The sequence below is a fragment of the Sinorhizobium mexicanum genome, from assembly GCF_013488225.1.
Taxonomy (GTDB): Bacteria; Pseudomonadota; Alphaproteobacteria; order Rhizobiales; family Rhizobiaceae; genus Sinorhizobium; species Sinorhizobium mexicanum.
This window is the reverse complement of the sequence record NZ_CP041241.1, coordinates 1,499,738-1,526,073: the sequence shown is the minus strand read 5'-3', so window position 1 is coordinate 1,526,073 and position 26,336 is coordinate 1,499,738. Positions and strand designations below refer to the sequence as shown.

Below are 26,336 nucleotides of genomic sequence, written 5' to 3'. Positions count from 1 at the left end.
GCAGGGGGTAGGGATAGCAGATTTAAGTCGCGTGGTTCACCCAGAGGCGTCGATCACTATCGCCACTCTTCGAAGATCGTCGTTGCGAAGCACGGCGTCGCAAATGAAAGCTCACGTCCAGAAACCACGAAGCGCGAGCCGGCGTGGCGGTTCAGTGTCCTATTTCAGGAAATCGGCGCGATGCGGCGTGAAACTGTCAATGAGGCGGCCTGCCTCCAGCGCTATGACGCTATGGACGACACCCGACGGTGCGATGAAGCTGTCGCCGGCCGAAAGAACCGTGCTGTGTCCGCCAACCGTGACTTCGAACTTGCCTTCCGCCACATAGCTAGCCTGAACGTGCGGGTGCGAGTGCGGCGCGCCGATGCCGCCCTTTTCGAAGGCGAATTCGACCATCATCAACTCCTCCGTGTGCAGGATCACCCGCCGGCGGTTACCCTGTCCGAGATCGGTCCATTCACCTTCATGACCTTGGGCGAAAAGCTTCGTATCCATCATCGTCTCCTCATCTCGCGAGCCAGCCGCCATCCACCGGAATAGTGGCGCCATGCATGTAGTCCGAGGCCGGAGCGAGCAGGAATACCGTCGCATCGCCGATGTCATCCGGCGTGCCCCAGCGACCGGCCGGAATGCGCTCCAGAATGGCGGCACTACGCTTTGCGTCTGCACGGAGCGCCTCGGTATTGTTGGTGATGATGTAACCGGGTGCCACCGCATTCACGTTGATGCCCTTGGCAGCCCATTCGCAGGCGAGGATCCTCGTGATTCCGAGCGCGCCGTGTTTGGATGCCGTATAGGATGCAACGCGCATGCCGCCCTGGAAGGAAAGCAGTGAAGCAATATTGACGATCTTGCCTCGCCTTCGCTCGGCGAGAAGGCGGCGGCCGTAGGACTGGCTCAGGAAGAACAACGATCTGAGATTGATATCAACCACATCATCCCAGTCGGCTTCGGTGAATTCCACCGCGTCGGCGCGGCGTATGATTCCGGCATTGTTGACCAGGCCATCCACTGGGCCATGTTTGTCCCACAGTCCGTCGATCAGCGAGCGGCTCGCCTCCCGATCCGAAAGATCGGCATTGGCCGGAACGAAGCTGCCACCAGCGTCAGCGACCTTTCCCGCGGTCTCGTCCATGGCTGAGCGACCAACGCCGATCACGGTGCCACCGGCGCGGGCGATCGCCACCGCAATTCCCTGCCCGATTCCCGTATTGGCACCGGTGACGACGATGCAGCGTCCGGCAAGGCTGAAGGCAGATGGCACGCTCATCTGAGTGCCTCCATTGGCACCATGTCCACATCCGTGTAGTCGACATTGTCGCCGGCCATGGCCCATATGAAGGCGTAGCTCGACGTTCCGCAGCCGGAGTGGATCGACCAGGGCGGTGAAAGCACCGCTTCTTCCTTCGCCATCACGATATGGCGGGTTTCTGCCGGTTCACCCATGAGATGCAGGACACGTGCGCCTTCACCGAGATCGAAATAAAGATATGCTTCCATGCGCCGGTCATGCACGTGGCAAGGCATGGTGTTCCAGACCGAACCCGCAGCAAGCTGCGTCATTCCGACGACGAGTTGGCAGGTTTTCACCCCTTCGGGATGAATGAACTGGAAGATCGAGCGCTCGTTCGAGGTGGCGGCACTGCCGAGATCGAGCCGCTTGGCATCGCCGATGCGGATGTGCTGCCTCGGCAGCGCCTGGTGAGCAGGTGCACTGAGGAGGTAGAACTTGGCAGGGGCGCCGGGGTCTTCGGACGAGAAGGTGACCTCTTCGCCCAAGCCCAAGTAGACCATATCGCGTGGCTCGAGGCGGAAGCTTTCCTCGCCGACATCGACGCGGCCTGGGCCGCCGATATTGACAGCGATGAGCTCGCGCCGGTCAAGAAAGCGCGGCGTGCCGGTCGGGCGGATGGTCTCTAGCGCCAAAGACCCATTTACCGGCATTGCGCCGCCGACGATCATACGGTCGTAATGGCTGTAGGTGAGGGCGATGCGGCCCGGCCGGAACAGCCCAGATATGTGAAAGTTCGCGCGAAGCGCTTCGGTATCCATGCGTGCGGCGGCCGCCGGGTCAACTGCGTGGCGGATGGCGTATTCGATATGGTTTGCGGTCATCGCTCACTGCCCTTGTAGTGATGAAAAGGAGATCAAATCTTGCGCCTGGTCGTGCCCCATTCTGCCTGTTGGCCGCTCAGCCGAGCGCGATAGCGTTCCTGGCTGGCAGTCAGGTGGGCGCGCATGGCGGCGCGGGCGGCGTCGGGGTCGCTGGCGGAAATCGCCTTCAGGATCGTCAGATGCTCGCGCTGCAGGCCCTCCTGATATTCACGCGTCAGCACACTGTCGGTAGCCCAGGGCGAGGCGATGTCGCATGGGATCGCTCGCATGCCAAGAGCATCGAGGACCTCGACGTAGTAGGGGTTGTTGGTAGCGACCGCGATTGCTCGGTGGAAGGCGAAATCACTCTTGCCGGTCGGCTCACCGGCCTCGAGCTTTCGGTCGAATTCGAAGAAAGCCTCCTGGATCTGCGCCTCCTGGGCAGCGTTCCGCCGGAGCGCAGCAAGCCCGGCGCTTTCGATCTCTAGTCCCATCCGCACTTCGAGCACATTTAGCGCGTGGGAGATCTTGTTGCCGGCATCGAGACCGATCGAGCCGAAGGCAAGGGTTGGGTGTTCCTTGACGAAGACGCCGGCACCCTGCCGCGCCTCGACGAGGCCGTCGGCGGCAAGCGTTGCTATCGCCTCGCGGATCACGGTGCGGCTGACGCCGAAGGCCTCCCTCATTCGGCTCTCCGTTGGCAGCTTCTCTCCCGGCGGGATTTCGCCCTTCAGTACCTGCTGCCGGATCGCGTTCGCGACACGCTCGGAAAGCTTCGGTTTGCGCTCCATCTTGAATTCGGCCAGTGAGCCCATGATGAGATTACCCTTTGAATACGCTCGGCAGCCAGAGCGAAAGGGCCGGAACATAGGTGACGAGCCCAAGCACAATCAACCCCGCCAGATAGAAGGGCCAGATGCTGCGCATTGCCTCCCAGACGGAGATTTTCCCGACCGCGCAGGCCACGAACTGCACAGCGCCGACGGGTGGCGTGTTGAGCCCGATGCCGAAGTTCAGGATCATGATCACGCCGAAATGGACCGGGTCGACGCCATAGGCCAAGGCCACCGGCAGGAAGATCGGCGTGCAGATGATGATCGTCGGTCCCATGTCCATGAAGGTGCCGAGGAACAGCATCAGGACGTTGATCAGGAGGAGCACGATGATCGGATTCTCCGAGATCGTGTTCATCCAGTCGATCAGTGAGGCAGGCACTCTTAGGAACGCCATCAGCCAGGAGAATGCGGCGGCCATGCCGATGATGAGCAGGACCATGGCCGTCGTGCGCACGGCTCCGAAGGTCGAATGGACGAAATCCTGCCAAGTCATCTGCCGGTAGACGAGGATGGTTACCGCGAGCGCATAGAGGACGGCGATGCAGGAACTCTCCGTTGCCGTGAATACGCCCGAACGGACACCCCCGAAGATGATGGCGATGAGCATGAGGCCCGGAATCGACACCATGAGGTAGCGGCCGACCCTGGCGAAGCCGGGAAAAGCCTCAGTCGGATAGCCGCGCCGGCGCGCCACGAAATAGGCGGTCACCATCAGCGCGGCCGCATAAAGGAGACCGGGAATGACACCAGCCGTGAAGAGGTCCGCGATCGATATCTTCCCTCCCGCCGAGATCGAATAAATGATCATGTTGTGCGAAGGGGGGAGCAACAGGGCGATCAGTGCCGCCATGGAGGTGACGTTGACGGCATAATCGGCGCCGTAGCCACGCTCTTTCATCTGCGGGATCATGAGCCCGCCCACCGCCGCCGCTTCTGCGACCGCGGAACCGGAAATGCCGCCGAACAGCGTCGCGGTGACGATGTTGACCTGACCCAGGCCGCCGCGGATATGCCCGACCAGCGAGGCAGCGAAGGCGACGATCTTCTGGGCGATACCGCCGCGCACCATCAGGTCGCCGGCATAGATGAAGAAGGGAATGGCGAGCAGCGAGAACACGCTCATGCCGGAATTCAGCCGCTGAAAGATTACCAGCGGCGGCAGCCCCATGTAGAGCACGGTCGCGAAGGACGCGACGCCAAGGCAGAAGGCGATCGGGGTGCCAATCAGCATCAGAGCCGTGAATACGCCAAAGAGAATCAGGATATCCATCGCTTCAGGCCTTTACTTCCGCAGTGTCGAATTCGGCGGCAACCTCCGCCGGCGGCATTTCGTCGAGAAGATCGTCGATCGGTTCGCCGGCGAGGCGCAGAACAATGCGCTCCAGGGCAAACAGGCTGATGAGAACACCGCCGGCAACCAGCGGCACGTAGCTCCAGCCGCCGGAGATGTGCAGCGACGGCAGAACGGTGTCCCAGGTGAGGCTGACGAGTTGAACCCCGTACCAGATCATCCCGATACCGAAGGCGAGCGCGACCAGATCCGAGATCATGCGCAGCCACTTCTTGCCGCTTTTGGGCACCACATAGAGAAGCACGTCGAAGCCGAGATGGTAATTCTCGCGTACGCCAACCGCAGCGCCCAGGAAAATGAACCAGCTCATCAGCATGACCGCGCCGGGCTCGGTCCAGCTCGGCGAGTCGTTCAGTACGTAGCGGCAGAACACCTGCCACGCGACGATGGCCGTCATCACGACGAGGCCGGTGCCCGCGAGCCACAGCGAAAGCGTGCTGAACCAGGACAGCGCGCGGCCTGTTTTCACCAATGTGGTAGACACGGTCATTCCCTCAAAAGAAACGGGCAGGCTCTGCAGCGCGGCGCTGTAGGCCCGCCCGCCGGTCTCCTCACTGAACCGCCTGCACGTCCGCGACCATCTTCTTTAGAACCGGATCGGTGACGTGCTTTTCGTAAACCGGCTTCATCGCGTCGATGAAACCCTGCTTGTCGGGGGTGGTGATCTTGGCCCCTGCCGCCTCGATCTTCGCGCGCGACTCGCTGACCTTGGCAGCCCAGAGCTCCCGCTGCTTGGCGACACTATCCTTGGCGGCCTGTCTGAAGATCTCCTGGTCTTCCGGAGTAAGCTTGTCGAAGGCCGCCTTGTTCATCACGAACACTTCCGGAAGAATGGTGTGCTCGTCGAGCGAGAAGTTCTTGGCTACCTCGAAATGCTTGGCAGTGTCATAGCTCGGGAAGTTGTTCTCGGCGCCGTCGATGACGCCTGTTTCGATCGCGGAATAAACTTCGCCGTAGGGCATCGGCGTGGCGTTAGCCCCAAGCGCTGCCACCATGTCGACGAAGATGTCGGACTGGATGACGCGGAACTTCAGGCCCTTCATATCGGCGACCGATGCGATCGGCTTCTGCTTGTTATAGAACGAGCGCGAGCCGGCATCGTAATAGGCAAGCACGACCAGCCCGGCGCTTTCGAAGGCCGTCTTGATCTGGTCCCCGATCGCACCGTCCATGACCTTGTGCATGTGCTCTTCCGAACGGAAGAGGTAGGGAAGCGCCGGAACGATCGATTCCTTCACCGTGCCGTTAAAGGGCGCCATCGAAACGCGGTTCAACTCGATAACGCCGGAGCGCACCTGCTCGATGGTATCTTTTTCCTCGCCGAGCTGGGCGGAATGGTAGACCTCGACGGCGTAGCGGCCACCGGTGCGCTCCTTGACCAGTTCACCGAAGTATTTGACCCCCTCGACCGTCGGATAGCCATCCGGATGTGTGTCGGACGAGCGAAGCACCGTCTGGGCGCTGGCCGCGCTAGCCATGAATGAAGCGGCAACCAACAGGCCCGCCGCCAGTTTGACTAAGTTTCTCATGCTCTCCTCCCTTTTCGCATGAACAATAGTTGTCTCAGGGCCGGCGCGCCGTCGTGGCGAGGCCATGGGCAAATTCCTGTGCGACCTTGTACGCTGTCCTCTCGCAGGCGGTATTCCGCGAAGAAGCGTGTGCGAAACGCACAGCCTGCTCTGCGCGCAATGTCGTGACACGCCGGTGACCTCGCCTTGCATGTAAGCAGCGCGTGCTTCTCCTCGGAAACAGAAATCTAGGTTGGTGGACCCTTCATCCCGGCACGCTTCTCCCATCAGGCCATTTATCGCTAGAGCTTGTCAGATATATTGTCAACAGACAAAATTGATCAGGTTGTATGATGAATTTTCTGTGCCATGCGGTCTCATCGGGTAGGCAGGACCCGGGGACGCCTTGGGGGAAATCATGTGTATGCTCCGGATCTTTGGCTGAGGGGGAGACTGAGATGGCAAAGCTGCGCATTGGTGTAATCGGTCTCGGCATGGCGTCGGCACCGCATGCTCGAAGCCTGCTCGACCTCAAGGACAGGGTCGAGGTCGCTGCCGCTTTCAGCCCTACGGGGGCAAGACGGAAAGCTTTTTCGGACACGTACGGTTTTCCAATTTGTGACGAGGCCAAAACGATATTCGCTGACCCATCGATAGCCGCCGTCATGATCCTAACGCCGCCCAATACACATCTCGAGTTGGTGCGGGAGGCAGCTAGAGCGGGCAAGCATGTGCTCCTCGAAAAGCCGCTCGAAATCACACAGGCGCGAGCAGAGGCGCTGGTCGAAGCGGCGGAGCGCGCCAGCATCAAGCTCGGCATCGTGCTCCAGCATCGCTTCCGCCCTGTTAGCGAGGCGCTTGCGAAGCTGATCGATGAGGGCCGCCTCGGCGAGATCGTCAGTGCATCGGCCCGCCTCCACAACTGGCGACCGCAAAGCTATTACGACCAGCCGGGACGCGGCACGTTGGGGCGCGATGGCGGCGGCGTACTCCTCACCCAGGCGATCCACACACTTGACCTTCTGGTCTCGCTCGCCGGCCTTCCAGAGGAGGTCAGAGCCTATGCAGCAACCAGCAAGGTGCACCGTATGGAGACCGAAGACCTGGCAATGGCGGCCATCCGTTTCGTAAACGGAGCGATAGGCACCGTGAGTGCTACCACCTGCGCCTACCCCGGTTATCCGGACGACATCGACATTATCGGTACGCGCGGTATGGCCCGTCTCGGCGGGCGAAGCCTTGCCGCCTTCTTCCACGATGGGGCTGAACTATTAATTGGAGACGAAATGGCCGGTGGTGCGGGCGCCGATCCCATGGCCTTCTCGCACCACCATCATCGCGCGGTGCTCGCCGATTTCCTCGATGCCGTCGACGCTGGACGAGAGCCGCGTGTGAACGGGCGCGAGGCGCTGAAGGTTCACCGCCTTATCAACGCAATCCTCGCCGCCGCCGAAAGCGGCCAGCCGCAACGTCTCTGAAACAGCCTCCACGCGCCAACGCTTCGTGGCGCGCGGCATAAATGTATCGAGTGTTGACCGGCCAGCCTGCGCGCGAACTGGCGTCGGCGCTTCAAGTGCCTGCGCCTGGCATGCTCATTTTACCTGTTGGCGCGGGCAGTAACGCCAGTTTTCGCCGAGCATCCGCAGCGCGGGGTTCTAGAGCTGTAGCATGTTTTCCGTTTCGCCTTTTCCGGCGTATTCGTGCGAGGTGAGAAGCTTATGCCACGCCAGCCGCTCTCATGGCAGGCTCGGTGGGGCGACGAACTGATAATACGCCCAGACCAGCATGATCCCTGCTATCACCGCCAGCCAGATAAGTACCTTCCGCTGCTGTGGCCTGACCGGCCCTGGACCCTTTTTTGGCTTCGGTCGTTCAAACTTGATGATGTTATTGTCGCTCATGCCGCCCGTCCGAGTCTCTCTACTTACCGCGGTGATTGGTCTGGTCAGGGTTTCGGTACCCTGTTCCCATGAAAGGATTGCCCAACGCGACGTACAAGACCTGACCCGCTGACGGCAATGCCCGGTTTTGGGGCCAGCACCGGAAATCCCGGACGGGACTCGCGATCCGATCTTCACCGCCCGATCGGGTTCGGCCCAGCTCAATGCCTAGCCCGCCGAGACCTGCGGGAGGAGCGACCCGAGCGGCAGCACCATCTCCTCCTTGACCGTCTTCGTGACGATGTAGGTGAAATAGCGGTCGATGCCGAGTTCGCGCTCGAGCAGAGCATCGACCAGTCGCTGATAAGCGTCGATATCGGCCGCCACCACCTTGAGAATATAGTCGACCCCGCCGCCGACCGACCAGCAGCCGACGATCTCGGGGATCGTTGCAATGGCGCGCTCGAAACGCTCGAAATCCGCCTGGCGATGGTTGCCGAGCGTGACCTCCATCATGACGTTGGCGACGGGTGCCACCCGACGCACGGCGACGCGTGCGTGATAGCCCGTTACGATCCCGGCCTTTTCGAGTTTTCTCAACCGCATCCAGCATGGCGTCGGCGAAAGGCCAGCCTTTTCCGCGAGTGCCAACTTGGTGATGCGCCCATCGGCCTGGATCGCTTCCAGGATGCGCAGATCGATTGCGTCGAGTTTCATTCGGGGCGTGCCTTCCGTCGGGCCTGATCGCTTCAAAATCCGGGAAAAGACATTGGGTGTTCACTTTTGCATTGTCAATTGAGCTGATTTTCAGCACTGTTCAAATCATGACAAATTGGACGCCCGACACAACGATCTTGCGCCGCCCGGCCTATCTCTCTTTGGCCGATCAGTTTGCCCGTGCCATTCAGGAGGGCAAACTGGAGGACGGCGTGCGCCTGCCGACGCATCGCAAGCTCGCGGACGACCTGAAGCTCTCCGTCCAGACGGTGAGTCGCGCCTATGACGAGCTCATCCGGCGTGGCCTGATCTCCGGCGAGGTCGGCCGCGGCAGTTTCGTACAGACGCGCCCGCGCGAACCGCAGCCGCCCTATCTGCCGGAGCGGCTGGGAGAGCTGATCGACCTCTCGATCCTCAAGCCCGTATGCGAGCAGCTCCATCTCGAAAAGATGCGGCAAGGCTTCGCCTGGCTCGCCGAAAACCTGCCGGCGAGTTCGGCGCTTTCGTTCCGGCCGAACATGGTGTTCCCGCGCCACCGCAACGTCGCCGCTCAATGGCTTTCGCGTTGCGGCCTTGATGTTTCTCCGCTCAATATCAGTATCACCAACGGCGCGACCTCGGCCATGACGGTGGCGCTGATGAGCGTGGCGCCGCCCGGCTCGACGGTTGCGACGGAGGCCATCAGCCATCATACGCTGGTCCCGCTTTCAACCTATCTCGGCATTCATCTTCAGGGGCTACCGATCGATCGCGATGGCATGATCCCGGCGGCGCTGGACGAGGCCTGCCGCAAGGGCGTGGTGCGCGCCATCTTCCTGCAGCCCTCGGTCATCAACCCCACCGCCATGCTGATGAGCGCTGAGCGGCGAGCGGCTCTCGCGGAGGTCGCCCGCAAGCACGACATTGCCATCATCGAGAACGACATTCTGGGCCCTCTGGTAGAGGAGCGGCTGCCGCCGGTCGCCGCGCTCGCTCCGGAGCGGACGCTCTATGTGACGAGCTTCACCAAAATCACCGTGCCGGGCCTCAGAATCGGCTACCTTGCGGCGCCGGACCGCTACGTTGCGGCCGTCGCCAATCGGCACCTCGTGTCGAACTGGATGGCCACCCCCTCCATCGCCGAGATCGCGACCCACTGGGTGAGCGACGGCACGGCGCTGGAACTCGTAACCTGGCAGCGGCGGGCTCTCGCCGCACGCCAGGCGATCCTCAAGGAGGCGTTTACGCACCTCACGCACCGGACGCATCCGCAGAGCCTGCATGTCTGGCTGCCGCTGCCCGAGGGGCACTCGGAGGACGCCTTCGTTTCCCAGGCCCGCCTGCGCGGCGTCGCGATCGCGCCCGGTGCATCGTTCCGTACCGGCGACGGGGGCTGGCATCCGGCCGTCAGGATATCGCTTGGCTCGACGACCGAGCAGGAATTGAAGACCGGCCTTGGCACAGTCGCGTCGCTGGCGCTCGGCGACCCGGAGGCGTTGTTGCTCGTGATCTGACGCCGATGCCTAAGCTTTGGGCATCGGTGGAATAATTGTCATGATATTATTATTAACATTGACATGATTTTGGAACCAGACCATCGTTAGGACATTACCTGTCTCAAAGGGAGAGAGACACGCATGGCCGAACCGATCATCCGCCTCGACAACATCGTCAAGAAATTTGGTCCCCTGACCGTGCTTGACGGATTGTCGATGGAGGTTATGCCGGGCGAGAAGCTCGCGCTCATCGGTCCGTCTGGGTCTGGCAAGACGACGATCCTTCGCATTCTGATGACGCTGGAGACGATCAGCGGCGGCTTCATCCAGGTCGACGGCGACCATCTCTACCACATGAAGAAGGCTGGCAGCCTTGTTCCAGCCGACGAGCGGCATCTTCACAAGATGCGCGAGAAGATCGGCATGGTCTTCCAGCACTTCAACCTGTTTCCGCACAAATGCGTGCTCGATAATGTCACGCTGGCGCCGATGCTGACAAAGGGAGTCGCGCGCAGCGCGGCGGAAAAACGGGCGATGGAGCTTCTCGACATGGTCGGCTTGGCCGACAAGGCGAAGAGCATGCCGGCGCAGCTTTCCGGCGGGCAGAAGCAGCGCGTGGCGATCGCCCGGGCGCTGGCGCTCTCGCCTAAGATCATGCTGTTCGACGAGGTGACCTCGGCGCTCGATCCCGAGCTCGTCGAGGAAGTCCTGAACGTCATGCGTAAGCTCGCCGCCGAGACCGACATGACGATGTTGCTCGTCACCCACGAGATGGGTTTCGCCCATGACTTTGCCGATCGCGTGCTCTTCTTCGATCGCGGCAAGATCGTCGAGGAGGGCAAGCCCGACCACATTTTCCGCAACCCGACACAGGAACGCACGCAGACCTTCCTGCGCAAAATCATAGCGGCAGGGCACCGCGTCTAAGCCTTACGGCCGACATTGCCTCAAACAAACAGCAAGAGAACGACAGAGGAGTTGGGAACGATGAAATTGAGAGCATGGATGGCAATGGCGGCCGGCGCTACTGCTTTGATGGCAGTTGCTGCAGCCACGCCCGCTTCGGCGGATGAGAACAAGCTGGAGGAACTGAAGGAACAAGGCTACGCGCGCATCGCGATCGCCAACGAGCCGCCCTTTACGGCAGTCGGCGCCGACGGCAAGGTCTCCGGCGCCGCGCCGGATGTCGCCCGCGAAATCTTCAAGCGGCTCGGCGTTCCGGATGTTGCCGCGTCCATCTCCGAATATGGCGCGATGATCCCGGGCCTGCAGGCGGGACGTCACGATGCGATCACCGCCGGCCTCTTCATGAAGCCGGAGCGCTGCGCCGCTGTCGCCTATTCCCAGCCGATCCTCTGCGACGCCGAGGCCTTTGCCCTCAAGAAGGGCAACCCGCTGAAGCTCAACAGCTACAAGGACATCGCCGACAATCCGGATGCGAAGATCGGTGCCCCCGGCGGCGGCACCGAAGAGAAGCTGGCGCTCGAAGCCGGCGTGCCGCGCGATCGCGTCATCGTCGTGCCGGATGGGCAGAGCGGCTTGAAGATGCTGCAGGACGGACGCATCGACGTCTATTCGCTGCCGGTGCTGTCGATCCACGATCTGGTTACGAAGGCCAGCGACCCGAACATCGAAGTGGTGGCACCCGTCGAAGGCGCGCCGGTCTACTGTGACGGTGCCGCCTTCAGGAAGGGTGACGAGGCGCTCCGCGACGCATTCGACGTCGAACTCGCCAAGATGAAGGAATCCGGCGAGTTCGCGAAGATCATCGAGCCCTACGGCTTCTCGGCCAAGGCGGCGATGTCGACCACGCGCGAGAAACTCTGCGCCGCGAAATAACCCGGAGCCGATCCCCAAGAATCGCCTTCTCTCCGCATTTCGCGGGGGGAAGGCACGACGTGGCGCACACAAGCGAAACCCACTCCGACTGGAATTATTGAACGATGATCGACTGGTCCGGCTATATCGGATTGATCCTGCAGGGCGCATGGGTGACCGTTGAACTGACCCTGATGGGCTCGGCGCTCGCCGTCGTGGTCGCCTTTGCGGCGGGGCTCGGGCGTGTCAGCCGCTTCATGGCCGTGCGTGCGCTTGCCACGAGCTATATCGAGTTCTTCCGCGGCACCTCGATATTCGTCCAGCTCTTCTGGGCCTATTTCGTCCTGCCCTTCGCCGGGATCACGCTGACGCCCTTGCAGGCCGGAGTACTGGCGCTCGGCCTTAATGTCGGGGCCTACGGCGCGGAGGTTGTCCGGGGCGCGGTGAAGGCGATCGGCCGCGAGCAGCGCGAGGCATGCGTTGCGCTCAATCTCACGCGCTTTCAGGCGATGCGTCACATCATACTGCCGCAGGCCTTGCCGCTGATGCTGCCGACCTTCGGCAACAACGCCATCGAGCTTTTGAAGGGAACCGCCGTCGTGTCGCTGATCTCGCTCACCGACATGACCTTCCAGGCGCAGGTAGTGCGCGCGCAAACGGGCAGCACGCTGATCCCGTTCGCCACCATCCTGGTGCTCTATTTCGTCATGGCCTGGCTGATCTCGCTCGGCATGCGCTGGCTGGAACGGCGCGTGACGCGTGGTCTCGACGGTGTGAGGGCCTGACCATGGAATGGGATTGGGAATTCGTCCGTCAGATCACGCCGACCCTCATCGAGGGGCTGCAGATCACCATCCTCGCCACCATTCTCGGCGCTGCCGTTGCCGCGGTGATCGGACTCGTCTTCGCCATCCTGCGCATGACGGCCCCGGCGCCTATCGCCCGCTCCACCGGCTTTGCCGTCGAGTTCATTCGTGGCACGCCGCTCCTGGTACAGCTCTATTTCGTCTTCTACGTCCTGCCGGACATCGGCATCCGCCTGCCGGCCCTGGTCGCCGGCGTCATCGGTCTCGGCATCCACTACGGTACCTATGCCGCCGAGGTCTATCGCGCGGGCATCGAGAACGTCCCGCGCGGGCAATGGGAAGCCGCCAAGGCGACGAACCTTACGGCGCGCCAGACCTGGATCCACGTGATCCTGCCGCAGGCGATCCCGCCGATGATCCCGGCGCTCGCCAACTACCTGATCGCCATGTTCAAGGAGACGCCGCTGCTTTCGGCAATCACGGTGCTCGAACTGATGAACCAGGCAAAGAGTATCGCCAACAGCAACTATCGCTACATCGAGCCGATGACGCTGGTCGGCGTGTTCTTCCTGATCATGAGCCTGATCTCCGTCTTCTTCCTGCGCTGGCTGGAAGCGCGCTATGCACGGGTGGATGAACGCTGATGCCGAACCCAGTCACCATTTCGCTCGCGTCGCGGGAGCCGCGCCTTGACGACCGGCCGCTCGACAAGCGCCTTGGCCTCATCATCCTCGCCACGGACCACACGACGGAGGTGGACTTCCAGCATCTGGTCGCGTCCGAACAGATTGGCGTCTATGTCGCGCGCATCCCCTATGCCAATCCGGTCACGCCGGAGAATCTGCGGGCGATGCAGCCTTCGCTGACGGCGGCCGCGGCATTGATCTTGCCGGACGAGGCCCTCGACGTTGTCATGTATTCCTGTACCTCGGCCTCCGTGGTCATCGGTGACGAGGAGGTCGCCGCTGCGATAAGGACCGCCAAGCCGGAGGCAGCCGTGGTGACGCCGACGGCGGCATCGGTCAAAGGCTTGCGGACCCTGGGTGCGCGGCGGATCTCCGTGCTTACCCCCTATACGATCGAGACAAGCCGGCCGATGGCGGATTATTTCGCCGCGCTCGGCTTCGAGATCGACCGATTCACCTGCCTGGGCCTGACCGACGATCGGGCGATGGCGCGGATTGCACCTGACGAGATCGTCGCTTTCGCCAGGGAAGCCATGGCGCCGGAGTCCGACGCTCTCTTCATATCTTGCACCGCGGTGCGCGCGGCCGGCGTCATCGCCGAAATCGAGGCGGCGATCGGCAAACCCGTGGTCAGCAGCAACTACGCCACCGCCTGGGCCTGCCTGCGCCTCTGCGGCGATCAGGAGCCGCGGCCGCAGCTCGGCCGGTTGATGGCGCTGCCGCTCAAGGGAGAACGGCTATGAGCGCTCCTCTTGCCGTGACGACCGAGGCTATCGAAGCCGCGTCGCGGCGCATCGCCGGCCGAGTCCTGCGCACGCCGTTCGTGCTTTCCGCGTCGCTTTCCGAGCGCTGCGGCGTGCCTGTCGGCCTGAAACTCGAACACCACCAGACGACCGGCAGCTTCAAGCTGCGCGGCGCCACCAACGCCGTGCTGTCGCTGAGCCCTGAGGAGCGGGCCCGCGGCGTCGTGGCCGCCTCGACGGGAAATCACGGCCGGGCGCTCGCCCATGCGGCGAAAGCGGAAGGATCGAGCGCGACGATCTGCATGTCGCGGCTGGTGCCGGAGAACAAGGTCTCGGAGATCCGGCGCCTCGGCGCGAATGTGAGGATCGTCGGCAGATCGCAAGACGAGGCCCAGCAGGAGGTCGACCGCCTGGCCAGCGACGAGGGGCTGGTTATGGTGCCGCCGTTCGACCATCCGGCGATCGTTGCGGGCCAGGGTACCTTGGGGCTGGAGATTGTCGACGACATGCCGGACGTGTCGACGGTGCTGGTGCCGCTGTCGGGCGGCGGGCTCGCGGCCGGTGTCGCCGCCGCGGTCAAGGCGCGCCGGCCGAAGGCGCGCGTGATCGGGCTGACGATGGAGCGCGGTGCGGCGATGAAGGCGAGCCTCGAGGCCGGCCGGCCGGTGCAAATCGAGGAAGAGCCAAGCCTTGCGGATTCGCTCGGCGGGGGGGTCGGGCTCGACAACCGGGTCACATTCGCCATGTGCCGCGACCTTCTCGATGACGTCGTGCTGCTTTCCGAGGACGAGATCGCCGCCGGCATTCGGCACGCCTACGAACAGGAGCGCGAGATCGTCGAGGGGGCGGGGGCCGTCGGCTTCGCAGCGCTTTTGGCCGGCAAGATCAAGAATATCGAGGGCCCGATCGCGGTCATTCTTTCCGGCCGCAACATCGACATGGGGCTGCATTTGCGCGTGATCAACGGCGAAACGGATCCGTTCCGCGAGGAGGCGGCATGACACGGATGACGATTTTGACCGAGGCGGAGCTGCGCCGGATCGTGCCGCTCGATCGCGAGGCGGTCGATTGCGTCGAGGGCGCGTTCCATGCGCTTGCCACCAAGGCCGTGGCAATGCCGCCCATCCTCAGGCTCGACATTCCGGAGTATCGCGGCGAAGTCGACGTCAAGACCGCCTATGTGCCCGGCATCGAGGGTTTTGCAATCAAGATCAGCCCGGGCTTCTTCGACAATCCGAAGATCGGGTTGCCGAGCACCAACGGCATGATGGTGCTCCTGTCCAGCCGCACCGGTCTCGTAGAGGCGCTGCTGCTCGACAACGGCTATCTGACCGACGTGCGTACGGCCGCCGCCGGCGCGGTGGCGGCGAAGCATCTGTCGCGGGCGGATTCCTCGGTGGCCGCGATCTTCGGTGCCGGGATGCAGGCAAGGCTGCAGCTTCAGGCGCTCGCGCTGGTGCGGCCGATCCGGGAAGCGCGCATCTGGGCGCGCGACGCAGCGAAGGCCGAAGCGACGGCGAAAGCGCTTGCCGAAAAGCTCGGCTTCCCGGTCAAGGCAGCAATCGACCCGAAGGCAGCCGTCACCGGCGCCGACATCGTCGTCACCACCACACCGTCGGAAGCGCCGATTCTCAAGGCCGAATGGCTGCAGCCGGGGCAGCATGTCACCGCCATGGGCTCGGACGCCGAGCACAAGAACGAGATCGAGCCGCGGGCGATCGCCGAGACAACCTATGTCGCCGACAGCCTCAGGCAGACACGCCGGCTCGGCGAACTGCACCACGCGATTGCGGCCGGGCTTGTTGCAGCCGACGCCGAATTCGCGGAGCTCGGGCAGGTGATCGCCGGGCTGAAGCCCGGCCGGACCGGGACGGAAGAGATCACCATAGCGGATCTCACCGGCACCGGCATTCAGGACACGGCAATCGCCACGCTCGCCTTTACGCGAGCCGAGGCGGCAGACGCCGGAACCACGTTCGAGAGTTAAGGCCGGCACGGCCGGAAAACGAGGGAAGAAGCATGACCCAACCCAACCTCAAATTTTCTCTTGCAGAATACGAAACGCGGCTGAAGAAGACGCGCCAGTCGATGGAGGCGAAGGGCATCGATCTCTTGATCGTCAGCGACCCCTCGAACATGGCCTGGCTGACCGGCTATGACGGCTGGTCGTTCTACGTGCACCAGGCGGTGATCGTACCGCCGTCGGGCGAGCCGATCTGGTATGGCCGCGGTCAGGACGCCAACGGGGCGAAGCTGACCGCCTATCTCAAGCACGAGAACATCATCGGCTATCCCGATCACTATGTGCAGTCGACCGAACGCCACCCGATGGACTATCTCTCCGGCATCCTTGCCGACCGTGGCTGGGGTTCGCTCAGGATCGGCGTCGAGATGGACAACTACTGGTTCTCCGCCGCCGCCTTCGCCGCGCTGCAAAAGCACCTGCCGAATGCCCGCTTTGTCGACGCGACGGCGCTCGTCAACTGGCAGCGCGCGGTCAAGAGCGAGACCGAGATCAAGTATATGCGCAACGCGGCCCGCATCGTCGAGGGCATGCATCGCCGCATCTTCGACAAGATCGAGGTCGGCATGCGCAAATGCGATCTCGTCGCCGAGATCTATGATGCCGGCACGCGCGGGGTCGACGGTATCGGCGGCGACTACCCGGCGATCGTCCCGCTGCTGCCTTCGGGCGTAGAAGCCTCCGCGCCGCACCTGACCTGGGACGATCGGCCGATGAAGAGCGGCGAGGGCACCTTCTTCGAGATCGCCGGCTGCTACAACCGCTATCACCTGCCGCTGTCGCGCACGGTCTTCCTCGGCAAGCCGACCCAGGCCTTCCTCGACGCGGAAAAGGCGACGCTCGAGGGCATGGAGGCGGGACTTGCCGTCGCCAGGCCGGGCAACACCTGCGAGGACATCGCCAAAGCCTTCTTCGCGGTCCTGAAGAAATACGGCATCGTCAAGGACAACCGCACCGGCTATCCGATCGGGCTTTCCTATCCGCCGGACTGGGGCGAGCGCACCATGAGCCTGCGTCCCGGGGACAGGACGGAACTCAAGCCGGGCATGACCTTCCACTTCATGACCGGGCTTTGGCTCGAGGACATGGGCTTCGAGACCACCGAAAGCATTCTCATCACCGAAACGGGTGTCGAGTGCCTGGCCTCCGTACCCCGCAAGCTGATGATCAAGGACTGAGACATGAGCGAGCAGCATCTGCGGCCGTCGCCGATCAGCGCGACGGTCGACTTCGAAGCCGAGGGCGTGCAGCACGGTTTCCTGCGGTTGCCTTACAGCCGCGATGACTCCGCCTGGGGATCGGTGATGATCCCGATCACCGTCATCAAGAACGGGGAGGGTCCGACGGCGCTTCTTACCGGCGGCAACCACGGCGACGAATACGAAGGGCCGATCGCGCTCTTCGATCTCGCCCGGACACTCGGGCCGGATGCGATGACGGGACGGGTCATCATCGTGCCGGCGATGAACTACCCGGCCTTTACCGCCGGCACCCGTACCTCGCCGATCGACAAGGGCAACATGAACCGCAGCTTTCCGGGAAGGCCGGACGGCACGGTGACTGAGAAGATCGCCGACTATTTCCAACGTGAGTTGCTGCCGCTCGCCGACATCGTGCTCGACTTCCACTCGGGCGGAAAGACGCTTGACTTCCTGCCGTTCTGCGCGGCGCACATCCTGCCCGACAAGGAGCAGGAGGCAAGGGCGTTCGAACTGGTCAAGGCGTTCGGCGCGCCCTGGTCGATGAAGATGCTGGAGATCGACGCCGTCGGAATGTACGACACCGCGGCCGAGGAGATGGGCAAGGTGTTCATCACCACCGAGCTTGGCGGCGGCGGAACGGCAACCGCCAGGAGCGCCGGCATTGCCAAACGCGGCGTCAGGAACGTGCTTCGCGCCGCCGGCATCCTCAAAGGTGCAGTCGAGACATCGAAGACCGAATGGCTCGACATGCCGGACGGGGACTGTTTTGCTTTCGCCGAGGAAACCGGGCTTGTCGAATTTCTGGCCGACCTCGGCGAGGTGGTCCAGCGCGGCTCCGTGATCGCGCGTATTCATCCGACCGGCCGAACCGGCGCCGAGCCGGTGGAGATACACGCGAGGATGGACGGGATATTCACTGCACGTCACTACCCTGGGCTGATCAAGGCGGGCGATTGTTGTGCGGTGCTGGCGATCCCGGTCTAGCTTTTCTTCTCGACTTGACCTCGGAATGCGTTCCCTCCACGGGATGCAGTCGCCGGATCGCGGAGATTTGGATCAGATAGATCCCATAACGCGATCGGTTCCAAGACGTTGGGCGCAAGCGTTGTCCCAGCCGGAGGGCGGTCAGTCCGCTAATTTCGGCCGTGGCACCCAGTTCGGCCGCGTTGCCTCGGGAACTCCGCTCTCCCGAGAACGTTATATGCATGCTCGTCATGTTACACTCGCCCGCGCTCAGCGGGCGTCTTTTTGTCCGGCCAAATTTCGGTCGCATACGACCATCGCCCTCTCCAAGCAGACGAGATATTGACGATTGTTACGGCCGACAGAGGTGGAGTTGACAACGCCGCGATAAAGATTGTCAAAAACCCCGCCTCGGCGGGGTTCCTTTGTGCTGGCGGACCCGCAACAGACACTCCGATCGAAACGATCGCCCCAAAGCCGCCTGTCACCTCATCGTGCGGTATCGCTCGCGCTCGAGTTCGATCTGGTCTTCCGTGTAGGGCGCCCCTGCGTCGTCAAAGCGCGTCCATCCCTCCTCCGTGTAGGTGCGACGCCGCGCCGTGGGATCGATCCAGTTTGATTTCTGCAGGATCGCAAGCACCTGTGGGGCGCGGCTGTCATCAATTCGTGCCGAGACGAGCGTTCCGCCGCGTCGGATTCCTTCGGCGTAGAAGTGGGCCTCTTCTTCGGCGACCCCGGAATCGGTTAAAGCGCCGATGATTCCACCCGCGGCACCGCCGGCCACTGCGCCAGCAGCGGCCCCGGCTGCCGTCGATGCCAGCCATCCTGCAGCGACGACTGGACCCACCCCTGGAATTGCCATCAGGCCGAGGCCGGTCAAAAGACCGACAGCGCCGCCGCCAGCGGCTCCCAGACCGGCGCCTGCTCCCGCCCCCGAGGCTGCTCCGGATGCCTCATCGGAATAACGTTCTCCGGCATTGTTTGCGACTATGCTGATATCGTCGGACGGGATGCCGGCAGTTTCCAATTCGCTGACGGCCGTGCGGGCGTCCTCATAGTCATCGAAAAGCGCTGAGACAGTTCTCATGCTTGCACTCCTTAGTGGATTTGGTTGAGTGGATTTGCTTGGGGCGTCTTCTGATCAGAGCGCCGTTACGTTCCCCTGATAGTCGAGCGCGACCGAAACGGATTTTCCATCCTTCATGGCGGTCGCGCGCCAGACCCCTTGATCATCAAGCTTCAGCCCCTTGACCTCGGTATAGCCGGCCTGCTCCATGCGTTCCTTGGCCTGATCTTGCGTAAAGCTGTTGGCGCCCTCCACGGGCGCGGACGGGTTAGTGCTGTCAGGCGCGGTGACTGCTGGCGTATCTCCCGACGGAGAGGCCGTCTGGCCAAACGCCGGCATCGTGGCGGCGCCCATCAACGCCGCCGCCGCGAATGTTTTATATTTCATCGGCTTACCTCTTTCTCGCACCCGGCCTTAGGGACCGGTCAGGTCCAAACTCATCAAGGAAGTTTTGGTTCCCGCGTGGCCACCGCTCTGCCGATTGTGATGCGTGGGTGTACCTAAGCCGTCGCGGGGCGTTCGCCTTCCTGTGGAATTCAGGGCGGCGAAACTCGGGGAGAGGATTGAGAACACGTCGGGGAACAAAATGCCGCTCCTTGTTTTCTCCAGAGAAGAAAGGAGACCATGATGGCCCGCACGAACCCGAAAGAACCTGCCCGCCGACCGGCCAAGAAACCCGACAAGGAAGGCGCAGAGACCCTGCCGAATTTCGCGCGCCCGGAAGACGCCAAGCCAGTGGATCAAGGCCGCATACCACCGGTCCGCAGTAAGGATGAGGCGAATGTTGATCCTGGCGACGTTCTTCCAGACGACGAGGAAGAGCAGTCGATTGCCGACAATCCGTCGCGGGAAGAGATCCGCTTTGGTAGCGTGAAGCCGCCGCGTGAGTAAATGGTCGCTGGAAACTCCGGTGTAGGTCGAGAATTTCATCGATCCGGGTCGGTGCGCGCCTGTTCCGAGCACCCAGTCCTTCCGCGGCCAATACTCTTGAAGAATGCCCACTCGCCAGAGACCGCAGGTTGCTGGAACAAAGTGTCGCGCCATCACGTTCCAACTCGTCGAACACGTCCGCACCAGCCGTTGCCAGGGTGTTTTCGAGAGTGAGGTCGCGTTATGGCGCCAAGAGCAAATTGGAAGGGTTTTCTGAAAGTCGCTGAAGTGACCTGTCCGGTCGCGCTTTACACCGCGGCGTCGACTTCGGAGCGGATCGCATTCCATACGATCAACCGCGCCACCGGCCATCGCGTTCATCGGGAATTCATCGACAGCGCCACGGAAAAACTGGTCGAGAAGGACGACCAGGTCAAGGGGTACGAGCTTGGGTCGGGTGACTACGTCGTGCTTGAGCCGGAGGAAGTCGCTGCCGCCGTTCCCGAGAGCGACAAGACATTGTCGATCGAGGCCTTCATCCCATGTGGCGAAATCGACGACGTCTACTTTGACAAGCCCTACTATCTCGCTCCCGCGCAGAGACACGCCGACGAAGCCTACGCTCTCATCCGCGAAGGCATGCGTAGGAAGAAGGTCGCGGCAATTGCCCGGGCGGTGCTCTTCCGGCGGGTTCGCACCCTTCTGATTCGATCCTATGACGATGGCCTGATCGCGACGACCTTGAACTTCGACTACGAGGTCCGCTCAGCAGAAGAGGCCTTCGACGATGTCCCGGATATGAAGATCAAGGGCGAAATGCTGGAACTCGCGGAGCACATCATCAAAACCAAGAAGGGCAAGTTCGATCCGAAGAAGTTCGACGACCGCTATGAGGCCGCGCTTGCCGAACTGGTGAAGGCCAAGCTTGAGGGCAAGAAGATCGAGGCGCGCAAGGAGCCAAAGCGCGAGAAGGTCGTCGATCTGATGGAGGCCTTGCGGCAGAGCGCCGGAGTCGAACGCAAGAAGCCGAAGGCGGAAACAGCTTCCCGGAAGAAAGCGGCGAGCGGGCGCAAAGCAAAGGAAGCCGCCCCGCGTCGAAAGGCAAGCTGACCCATGGGCCTCGAGACCTATCGAAAGAAACGAGATTTCGCCTCGACGCCCGAGCCCAAGGGACGCACGGCGCGCAAAAAGGGCCACAGCTTCGTCATTCAGAAGCACGACGCAACGCGTCTGCACTACGATTTCCGGCTGGAAATGGACGGCGTGTTGAAGAGTTGGGCGGTAACCAAGGGGCCGAGCCTCGTCCCTGGAGAAAAGCGTCTCGCCGTTCATGTCGAGGATCACCCGCTCGACTACGGAGGTTTCGAAGGCACCATCCCGAAGGGCGAATATGGTGGCGGCACGGTAATCGTGTGGGACAGGGGAACCTGGTCGCCGATCGGCGACGCACGGCGGGGCTATGCAAAGGGACATCTTGATTTCGAGCTGAAGGGCAAAAAGCTCGGCGGGCGCTGGCATCTCGTTCGCATGGCCGGAAAGCCCCGTGAGAAGCGCGAGAACTGGCTGTTGATCAAGGGGGACGACGAGGCGGCGCGATCAGAGAGCGACCCGGACATTCTTGAGCAACGGCCGGAATCGGTTGTAACCGGCCGCGAGATCAAGGACGTTGCCGGCGAGGAGCCAGGATGGTCATCGAAAAGCGGCAGGATTCGCCAGAGAAAAGGCGCCAGCAACAAGGCGGCGGGCGCTTCACAGATCGAGGAGCGCACCGCTACTCGCGACGTCCCCGATCCTTCGAAAATCAAGGGCGCGAAGAAGGCAGCTTTGCCTGACTTTCTTGATCCTTCCTTGGCGACGCTGGTCTCTACGGCGCCGGTCGGTGAGCGCTGGATCCATGAAATCAAATTCGACGGCTACCGACTGCAGGCGCGCATCGAGGCTGGCCGTGTCCGGCTGATCACCCGCGGCGGGCTGGACTGGACGAAGAAGTTCGGCAAGACGCTCGTGTCCTCGCTTGTCGACCTGCCTGCCGCAATGGCCCTGATCGATGGCGAGATCGTCGTCGAGAGCGGTTCGGGTGCATCCGACTTTTCCGCATTGCAGGCCGACCTGAGCGAAGGGCGAAGCAACCGCTTCCGTTTCTATGCTTTCGACTTGATGCATCTCGATGGCTATGACCTGCGCGCCTTGCCGCTGATCAAACGCAAGGAGCTCCTGGAGGAGCTGATTGGTCAGGGCACGGGATTGATACGCTACAGCGGCCATTTCGAGGAAGAGGGAGACCTGGTTCTGCGGCACGCCTGCAGGCTGAGTCTCGAGGGAATCGTATCCAAACTTCGCGACGCGCCTTACCGATCGGGTCGGAACAAGAGTTGGGTAAAATCCAAGTGCTCGGAGCGCCAGGAATTTGTCGTCGGGGGCTATGTCCCCTCGACCACATCGAGAAAGGCCATCGGTTCCCTCGTGCTCGGAGCCTACGATGGCGACGTACTTCATCACGTTGGCCGCGTCGGTACGGGCTATACCGTGGCTGTCGCGGAAGACCTGTTCAAGAGACTCGAGCGCTTGAGAGTCCCCTCCAATCCATTCGGCAAGCGTCTCAGCGCCGAGGAGGCTCGTCAGGTTCGATATGTGCGGCCCGAGCTCGTGGCCGAGGTCGAGTTTCGGTCCTGGACAGCCGATGGTCTGCTTCGTCATGCCTCCTTCCGCGGATTGCGTGAGGACAAGCCCGCGCGCGAAATCGTCCGAGAAGCACCGAAAAAGACAATCAATCAGCCCAAGGCGCCGCGTCGAGCCGTGAAGCTCACGCATCCTGACCGACTCTACTGGCCGGATGAGGGTGTCACGAAAGAAGGATTGGCGGACTACTATGCCGACGTCTGGCGCTTCATCGGCCCACACATCGTCGGGCGTCCGCTGGCATTGGTGCGATGCCCGAATGGAATAACAGGCGAGAAGTTTTTCCAGAAGCACGTCTGGAAGGGGCTGAACCCGAATATTGTCCTGGTGAACGACCCAAAGGACCCACCCGAGGAGCACTCGATCAGCATCCGAGATCTCGATGGCCTGATAGCGCTCGTCCAATCGGCGGTTCTGGAAATCCATCCTTGGGGCTCCACGGTCGCGGACTGGGAAAGGCCGGACAGGATCATCATGGATCTTGATCCCGGCGAGGATGTGCCGTGGGAGAAGGTGATCGAGGCGGCGTTCGAGACGCGAGACCGCCTGAACGATGCCGGTCTCGCTGCATTCCTGAAAACCTCCGGCGGAAAGGGGCTTCATGTGGTTGCGCCGCTCAAGGCCAAGGCTGAGTGGCCCGCCGTCAAGGCCTTCACCAAGGCGATTGCCGATGCCATGGCGTCCGACACTTCCGACCGATACGTGTCGACGATTACGAAGTCCAGGCGACGCGGCAAGATCCTGGTCGATTATCTGCGCAATCAGCGCGGAGCGACGGCCGTTGCGCCCTATTCGACGCGGGCGCGGCCGGGCGCAGCGGTGTCGATGCCGCTCGCTTGGGATGAGTTAAGCCCCGGGATCGGTCCGGCATATTTTACCGTGGAGAACACACCGACGCGGCTCGCCGCTCTGAGTGCGGATCCTTGGGAGGATTTCCAAGCTGCTGCCGTTCCGCTTGAGCGTTCAAAGACTAGTCGTAGGAAGGCTGCTTGAGCACGGCGGCAACTCGGGCGAATGCGAGCGCAAAGGCTGGAAGACGGCGATGCCTTCTCACCTGATCAAGAGGACGGATTACGATCCCGAGACACGAACGCTCTCCGTATGGCTTGTGACAAGCGAAAACCGATATGACTATGACGACGTGCCTCCGGAGACATACGCCGCCTTCCGCCGCGCCTTCTCCAAGGGTCGATTCTTCAATCGGCACATTCGGGATCGTTTCAGGTTCCGCGTGTCGAGGCCGGGGTGACGTTACCTGTCCTAATGACGCGCCAAGAGCCTAGGACTTTTTCTTTTTCTTTCTTTCGGAACTGATGCTTTTTCTGAGCGCGTCCATGATGTTGATGACATTGCTCGGTTGCTCGCCCGCTTCCGCCTTTGCCTTGGCCGGACGTTTGCGGCCCTTCTTCTTCGCCGAGATGATTTCGAGCAGCCGCGCCTGCACGGGATCGCTCACCATATCCGGGCTCCACGGCTTGCTGCGCTCTTCGATGAGCCTCGTAACGAGGTTCATTAGCTTTGGATCGTTTTTCCCATCGAGGTTGCCGAAGGCCTCCTCCGGATCCCTCACCTCGTCGCCGTAGCGAAGCGTCCAAAGGACTAGTCCCTTCCCTCTTGGCTCCAGCATCACCGCACGCTCTCGACGATACATGACGAGCCGGGAGACGCCGACGGTGCCCGTCGATTCCATCGCATCGCGGATGACGGAGAAAGCCTCTTCGCCGACCGGATCGTCGGGCACGAGAAAGTGGGGCTTGTCGTACCAAATCCATTGGATGCTGTCGGCCGGAACGAACATCTCGATATCGATGGTACGGGTGCTCTCCAGCCCGACGGATTCGAGTTCCTCGTCCTCAAGAAGCACGTAGTCGTCCTCGCCGCGCTGATAGCCTTTGACTTCATCGTCTTCGTCAACAGGCTTGCCGCTTGCAGCGTCCACATACCTCGAAACAACGCGGTTACCGGTTTTGCGGTTGAGCGTGTGGAAGCGAACCTTCTCGTTCTCTGTGGTGGCGGGTGTCATTGCGACCGGACAGGTCACGAGCGAGAGTTTCAGATAGCCTTTCCAGAACGAGCGCGGTGCCATTCTCGTGCCTCGTTGCGTGCTACGATTGAGCGGACAACGAAGCGAACGCCAAGTTTGTTCCTGTTGCCTATGCCGGCATCGCGAGGCCTCTGCCATGCACGAATCGCATGATCGAATGCTGCATGCCGTGCAATTGGCAGGCCCAGAGTGGAAATAATAGGCGGTTCTACGCTAACCCGGAACGGGCGTAATGACGGACGCGATTGGTGCGCGTGGCGTGCACATTTTCCTGCGGATCAAGTCGATACGGGGACTGACAGGCGGTCGGGCGCCGTCGGGCGGCAGGACGGTGCGACAGACGCTGCATGGTCACTTCATGCCGTAGGTTGCGTGAGAGAGCGCCCGTTCGATGCCCCGCAGTTCCGCCAGGCCCTTGAGCCGACCAATTGCCGGATAGCCGGGCTGTGCACCGCGGGTCAGGTCGTCGAGGATTTCCTGGCCATGGTCCGGACGCATGGGAATCTGATGGTCGGCCCGCCCCTCGGCCTTGCGGCGCCTTTCCTCTTCGAGCACAGCCGCGATCACCGCCACCATATCGGTGTTCCCCTCGAGATGCTCGTCCTCGAAGAACGAGCATGGCGTCGTCTCATCGTCGCGCGTCACGTTGCGCAGGTGAAGGAAGTGTATGCGTGGCGCAAGCTTTCGGATCATGGCCGGCAAGTCATTGGCAGCACGAGCACCTAGGGATCCGGTGCAGAACGTCACGCCGTTCGCGTGCAGGTCGACTGCCGCGAGCATGCCCTCGTAGTCCTCCAGGCGAGACAGGATGCGCGGAAGGCCGAGAAGCGGCCACGGCGGATCGTCACCATGGGCGCAAAGACGCATTCCGAGACTTTCGGCAACCGGTGCGACCTCAGACAGGAAATCGATGAGACGATGCCGCAAACTTTCAGCGTCGGTTCCCGCGTAGCGCTTGAGATGCCCACGAAGGTCCTCGAGCGAATAGACCTCTGCCGAACCCGGCAGTCCAGCGCCCACATTCTTCGAGATCGCCAGCCGCTTTTCCTCAGGCATGGCTGCGAAACGCTCTGACGCCTTTTCCACCAGCGCCGGTTCGTAATCGTTCGCCGCATCCGGCCGCTTGAGGAGGTGCAGATCGAATGCAATGAAATCGATCAGATCGAACCGCATGGCCCGGGCGCCATGCCGGGTTGCCCAGCGCAGATCGGTCCGGGTCCAGTCGAGGACCGGCATGAAATTGTAGCAGACGGTTTCGATCCCGCATTCGTGCAACCGCCGGAGCGTCTCCTGCCAGGCTGCGATATGCGCGCGGAAATCGCCTGTGCCGCTCTTGATGTCCTCAGACACCGGAATGCTTTCGACGATATCCCAGGTCAGGCCACCCGCTTCGATCTCCATCTGGCGCTTCCGGATTTCATCCGTCGGCCATGCAGTACCCGTCGGGACGTGGTGCAAGGCACTTACGATGCCTTGGCTCCCGGCTTGGGCGGCATCCTGCACGCTGACCTTGTCGACCGGGCCGAACCAGCGCCATGTATGTCTCATTGGAATTCTCCGGGTGTCAAAACGCGC

The 26,336-nt window shown here is 62.1% G+C and carries 29 protein-coding genes; 16 read left to right on the top strand and 13 right to left on the bottom strand.

Annotation, left to right across the window (positions count from 1 at the left end; genetic code table 11):
• Positions 1-159: 159 nt before the first annotated feature.
• The 7 genes from FKV68_RS31155 to FKV68_RS31125 form a co-directional block, all read right to left on the bottom strand.
• Positions 160-498 carry a cupin domain-containing protein gene (locus tag FKV68_RS31155; RefSeq protein ID WP_180942754.1) on the bottom strand — a complete coding sequence of 113 codons (339 nt, stop codon included), beginning with the start codon at positions 496-498 and terminating at the stop codon, positions 160-162.
• Positions 499-505: 7 nt separating this feature from the next.
• Positions 506-1,270 carry a 2-dehydro-3-deoxy-D-gluconate 5-dehydrogenase KduD gene (kduD, locus tag FKV68_RS31150; RefSeq protein WP_180942753.1) on the bottom strand — a complete coding sequence of 255 codons (765 nt, stop codon included), beginning with the start codon at positions 1,268-1,270 and terminating at the stop codon, positions 506-508.
• Entirely contained in the window at positions 1,267-2,115 is an 849-nt protein-coding gene (gene kduI / locus FKV68_RS31145; protein WP_180942752.1) for a 5-dehydro-4-deoxy-D-glucuronate isomerase, read from the bottom strand. The genes kduD and kduI overlap by 4 nt, the downstream gene beginning before the upstream one ends.
• Before the next feature lie 32 nt (positions 2,116-2,147).
• Positions 2,148-2,909 carry a FadR/GntR family transcriptional regulator gene (locus FKV68_RS31140; protein WP_180942751.1) on the bottom strand — a complete coding sequence of 254 codons (762 nt, stop codon included), beginning with the start codon at positions 2,907-2,909 and terminating at the stop codon, positions 2,148-2,150.
• Positions 2,910-2,916: 7 nt separating this feature from the next.
• Positions 2,917-4,200 (bottom strand): TRAP transporter large permease, encoded by a 1,284-nt coding sequence (locus FKV68_RS31135; RefSeq protein ID WP_180942750.1) that lies wholly within the window; start codon positions 4,198-4,200, stop codon positions 2,917-2,919.
• A 4-nt stretch (positions 4,201-4,204) separates the two neighbouring features.
• Positions 4,205-4,765, bottom strand: a complete 561-nt coding sequence (locus tag FKV68_RS31130; RefSeq protein ID WP_425347628.1) for a TRAP transporter small permease — start codon at positions 4,763-4,765, stop codon at positions 4,205-4,207.
• Between the two features lie 67 nt (positions 4,766-4,832).
• Positions 4,833-5,810 (bottom strand): TRAP transporter substrate-binding protein, encoded by a 978-nt coding sequence (locus tag FKV68_RS31125; RefSeq protein WP_180942748.1) that lies wholly within the window; start codon positions 5,808-5,810, stop codon positions 4,833-4,835.
• Positions 5,811-6,247: 437 nt separating this feature from the next.
• Here FKV68_RS31125 and FKV68_RS31120 point away from each other — a divergent pair, with 437 nt between their 5' ends.
• Positions 6,248-7,267, top strand: a complete 1,020-nt coding sequence (locus FKV68_RS31120; RefSeq protein ID WP_180942747.1) for a Gfo/Idh/MocA family protein — start codon at positions 6,248-6,250, stop codon at positions 7,265-7,267.
• 258 nt (positions 7,268-7,525) lie between these two features.
• Here FKV68_RS31120 and FKV68_RS31115 read toward each other — a convergent pair whose 3' ends face one another.
• Both FKV68_RS31115 and FKV68_RS31110 read right to left on the bottom strand, forming a co-directional pair.
• On the bottom strand, positions 7,526-7,690 hold the full coding sequence (locus FKV68_RS31115; protein WP_180942746.1) for a hypothetical protein: 165 nt from the start codon (positions 7,688-7,690) through the stop codon (positions 7,526-7,528).
• A gap of 207 nt (positions 7,691-7,897) precedes the next feature.
• Complete coding sequence (locus FKV68_RS31110) at positions 7,898-8,386, bottom strand: Lrp/AsnC family transcriptional regulator (protein WP_180942745.1); 489 nt, start codon at positions 8,384-8,386, stop codon at positions 7,898-7,900.
• Positions 8,387-8,493: 107 nt separating this feature from the next.
• Here FKV68_RS31110 and ehuR point away from each other — a divergent pair, with 107 nt between their 5' ends.
• The 10 genes from ehuR (at position 8,494) to doeB (ending at position 18,123) form a co-directional block, all read left to right on the top strand.
• The gene (gene ehuR, locus FKV68_RS31105) at positions 8,494-9,879 is read left to right on the top strand and encodes a MocR-like ectoine utilization transcription factor EhuR (RefSeq protein WP_245181803.1); all 1,386 of its coding nucleotides are present in this window, start codon (positions 8,494-8,496) and stop codon (positions 9,877-9,879) included.
• A 123-nt stretch (positions 9,880-10,002) separates the two neighbouring features.
• Entirely contained in the window at positions 10,003-10,788 is a 786-nt protein-coding gene (gene ehuA / locus FKV68_RS31100; RefSeq protein ID WP_180942744.1) for an ectoine/hydroxyectoine ABC transporter ATP-binding protein EhuA, read from the top strand.
• Positions 10,789-10,848: 60 nt separating this feature from the next.
• Positions 10,849-11,700: an ectoine/hydroxyectoine ABC transporter substrate-binding protein EhuB gene (gene ehuB, locus FKV68_RS31095; protein ID WP_180942743.1), complete on the top strand. Its 852-nt coding sequence runs from the start codon at positions 10,849-10,851 to the stop codon at positions 11,698-11,700.
• Positions 11,701-11,804: 104 nt separating this feature from the next.
• A complete protein-coding gene (ehuC, locus tag FKV68_RS31090; protein ID WP_180942742.1) occupies positions 11,805-12,464 on the top strand; it encodes an ectoine/hydroxyectoine ABC transporter permease subunit EhuC in 660 nt (219 codons plus the stop codon).
• Positions 12,465-12,466: 2 nt separating this feature from the next.
• Positions 12,467-13,129: an ectoine/hydroxyectoine ABC transporter permease subunit EhuD gene (gene ehuD / locus FKV68_RS31085; RefSeq protein WP_180942741.1), complete on the top strand. Its 663-nt coding sequence runs from the start codon at positions 12,467-12,469 to the stop codon at positions 13,127-13,129.
• On the top strand, positions 13,129-13,914 hold the full coding sequence (gene eutA, locus FKV68_RS31080; RefSeq protein ID WP_180942740.1) for an ectoine utilization protein EutA: 786 nt from the start codon (positions 13,129-13,131) through the stop codon (positions 13,912-13,914). Before ehuD ends, eutA begins: the two co-directional genes overlap by 1 nt.
• Positions 13,911-14,915: a hydroxyectoine utilization dehydratase EutB gene (gene eutB / locus FKV68_RS31075; protein WP_180942739.1), complete on the top strand. Its 1,005-nt coding sequence runs from the start codon at positions 13,911-13,913 to the stop codon at positions 14,913-14,915. Before eutA ends, eutB begins: the two co-directional genes overlap by 4 nt.
• Entirely contained in the window at positions 14,912-15,901 is a 990-nt protein-coding gene (gene eutC / locus FKV68_RS31070; protein WP_180942738.1) for an ectoine utilization protein EutC, read from the top strand. The genes eutB and eutC overlap by 4 nt, the downstream gene beginning before the upstream one ends.
• A 32-nt stretch (positions 15,902-15,933) precedes the next feature.
• A complete protein-coding gene (gene doeA, locus FKV68_RS31065) occupies positions 15,934-17,115 on the top strand; it encodes an ectoine hydrolase DoeA (RefSeq protein WP_180942737.1) in 1,182 nt (393 codons plus the stop codon).
• Positions 17,116-17,118: 3 nt separating this feature from the next.
• Positions 17,119-18,123, top strand: a complete 1,005-nt coding sequence (gene doeB, locus FKV68_RS31060) for a N(2)-acetyl-L-2,4-diaminobutanoate deacetylase DoeB (RefSeq protein WP_180942736.1) — start codon at positions 17,119-17,121, stop codon at positions 18,121-18,123.
• 463 nt (positions 18,124-18,586) lie between these two features.
• On the opposite strand, the gene FKV68_RS31055 is transcribed toward doeB, so the two are convergent.
• On the bottom strand, positions 18,587-19,189 hold the full coding sequence (locus tag FKV68_RS31055; RefSeq protein WP_180942735.1) for a general stress protein: 603 nt from the start codon (positions 19,187-19,189) through the stop codon (positions 18,587-18,589).
• A gap of 54 nt (positions 19,190-19,243) precedes the next feature.
• Complete coding sequence (locus tag FKV68_RS31050; RefSeq protein WP_180942734.1) at positions 19,244-19,555, bottom strand: PepSY domain-containing protein; 312 nt, start codon at positions 19,553-19,555, stop codon at positions 19,244-19,246.
• A gap of 240 nt (positions 19,556-19,795) precedes the next feature.
• Between FKV68_RS31050 and FKV68_RS31045 the strand changes: the two genes are divergently transcribed.
• The 4 genes from FKV68_RS31045 to FKV68_RS31030 all read left to right on the top strand — a co-directional run bounded on the left by FKV68_RS31045 (position 19,796) and on the right by FKV68_RS31030 (position 23,966).
• Complete coding sequence (locus tag FKV68_RS31045; protein ID WP_180942733.1) at positions 19,796-20,059, top strand: hypothetical protein; 264 nt, start codon at positions 19,796-19,798, stop codon at positions 20,057-20,059.
• A gap of 222 nt (positions 20,060-20,281) precedes the next feature.
• Positions 20,282-21,148 (top strand): non-homologous end joining protein Ku, encoded by an 867-nt coding sequence (gene ku / locus FKV68_RS31040; RefSeq protein ID WP_180942732.1) that lies wholly within the window; start codon positions 20,282-20,284, stop codon positions 21,146-21,148.
• A 3-nt stretch (positions 21,149-21,151) separates the two neighbouring features.
• Positions 21,152-23,710 (top strand): DNA ligase D, encoded by a 2,559-nt coding sequence (ligD, locus tag FKV68_RS31035; RefSeq protein ID WP_180942731.1) that lies wholly within the window; start codon positions 21,152-21,154, stop codon positions 23,708-23,710.
• A 49-nt stretch (positions 23,711-23,759) separates the two neighbouring features.
• Entirely contained in the window at positions 23,760-23,966 is a 207-nt protein-coding gene (locus FKV68_RS31030; RefSeq protein ID WP_180942730.1) for a KTSC domain-containing protein, read from the top strand.
• A 30-nt stretch (positions 23,967-23,996) separates the two neighbouring features.
• Here the strand turns inward: FKV68_RS31030 and ku (FKV68_RS31025) are convergent, their stop codons facing one another.
• Entirely contained in the window at positions 23,997-24,803 is an 807-nt protein-coding gene (gene ku / locus FKV68_RS31025) for a non-homologous end joining protein Ku (protein WP_180942729.1), read from the bottom strand.
• A 190-nt stretch (positions 24,804-24,993) separates the two neighbouring features.
• On the opposite strand from ku (FKV68_RS31025), the gene FKV68_RS33590 reads away from it, so the two are divergent.
• Positions 24,994-25,128, top strand: coding sequence for a hypothetical protein (locus FKV68_RS33590; RefSeq protein WP_269808474.1), 135 nt, complete (start codon positions 24,994-24,996; stop codon positions 25,126-25,128).
• Here the strand turns inward: FKV68_RS33590 and uxuA are convergent.
• Positions 25,113-26,309 (bottom strand): mannonate dehydratase, encoded by a 1,197-nt coding sequence (gene uxuA / locus FKV68_RS31020; protein WP_180942728.1) that lies wholly within the window; start codon positions 26,307-26,309, stop codon positions 25,113-25,115. The two genes, FKV68_RS33590 and uxuA, sit on opposite strands and share 16 nt — an antisense overlap.
• Positions 26,310-26,336: the final 27 nt, after the last annotated feature.